Here is a 1,514-nt window from a genome sequence, read left to right as displayed (position 1 = left end):
GAACGGGGTCAGGTTCACTTTCCCCGGCCGATGACAGGTGCTTGCGGGAAAGCCGGGCGGGGAAAGTGAGCCTGACCCCGTTCTTGTGCGTCGAGGGGCGGGGTGGGCGATAATGCCGGTCCTTCCGAAACCCCGGACCGGCTGCGCGGCCTCCTGCGCGGCCCCACCCTGCCCGGCCGCGCCGTCCCCCGCGCCGCCCCGGCCTGATGCGAGAGCCCACGATGCAGTACATCTACACCATGATCGGCGTCAGCAAGACCGTGCCGCCCAAGCGCCAGATCATCAAGGACATCTCGCTGTCCTTCTACCCGGGCGCCAAGATCGGCCTGCTGGGCCTGAATGGCTCGGGCAAGACCACCGTGCTGCGCATCATGGCCGGCGTGGACCAGGACTTCACCGGCGAAGCCCGCCCGGCGCCCGGCATCAAGGTGGGCTACCTGGAACAGGAGCCGCGCCTGAACCCCGAACACACCGTGCGCCAGGCCGTGGAAGAAGGCGTGGGCGACCTGCTGCACGCCCAGGCCCTGCTCGATGCCGTGTACGCCGCCTACGGCGAAGAAGACGCCGACTTCGAAAAGCTCGCCTCCGAACAGCAGCGCCTGGAGTCCATCCTGGCCACCGGCGACGCCGCCACGCTGGAACTGCAGCTGGAAATCGCCGCCGACGCCCTGCGCCTGCCGCCCTGGGAGGCGATCTGCGGCCAGCTGTCCGGCGGTGAGAAGCGCCGCGTCGCACTGTGCCGCCTGCTGCTGAGCAAGCCCGACATGCTGCTGCTGGACGAACCCACCAACCATCTCGACGCCGAATCGGTGGAGTGGCTGGAACAGTTCCTCACCCGCTTCCCGGGCACCGTGGTGGCCGTCACCCATGACCGCTACTTCCTGGACAACGCCGCCGAGTGGATCCTGGAACTCGACCGCGGCAAGGGCATTCCCTGGAAGGGCAACTACAGCGACTGGCTCAACCAGAAGTCCGAGCGCCTTAAGCAGGAAGACTCGCAGGAAAAGGGCCGCCAGAAGGCCCTGCAGAAAGAGCTGGAGTGGTCGCGCCAGAACGCCAAGGGCGGCCGCACCAAGGGCAAGGCCCGCCTGCAGCGCCTGGAAGACCTGCAGTCGGTGGAATACCAGCGCCGCAACGAAACCAATGAACTGTTCATCCCGCCGGGCGAGCGCCTGGGCGACAAGGTGATCGAGTTCAAGAACGTGTCCAAGAGCTTCGGCGACCGCCTGCTGATCGACGACCTGAACATCATCATCCCGCCGGGCGCCATCGTCGGCATCATCGGCCCCAACGGCGCGGGCAAGTCCACGCTGTTCAAGATGATCACCGGCGCCGAAAAGCGCGACTCGGGCGTAGTGAACGTGGGGCACACGGTGAAGATCGCCTACGTGGACGAGAGCCGAGATTCGCTGGACGCCAACAAGAACGTCTGGCAGGCGGTGTCGGGTGGCAGCGACATCATCACCATCGGCAAGGTGGAGATCCAGTCGCGCGCCTACATCGGCCGCTTCAAC

At 66.5% G+C, this 1,514-nt stretch carries 1 protein-coding gene; it reads left to right on the top strand.

Annotation, left to right across the window (positions count from 1 at the left end; translation table 11 throughout):
* Positions 1-221 precede the first annotated feature (221 nt).
* Positions 222-1,514 (top strand): energy-dependent translational throttle protein EttA (ettA, locus tag K0M70_RS10755; RefSeq protein ID WP_290781863.1); only part of this gene is annotated, 1,293 nt, incomplete at its 3' end.

Source organism: Arenimonas sp., assembly GCF_019459675.1.
Lineage (GTDB): Bacteria > Pseudomonadota > Gammaproteobacteria > Xanthomonadales > Xanthomonadaceae > Arenimonas.
This window is presented reverse-complemented; position numbering and strand designations above follow the sequence as displayed.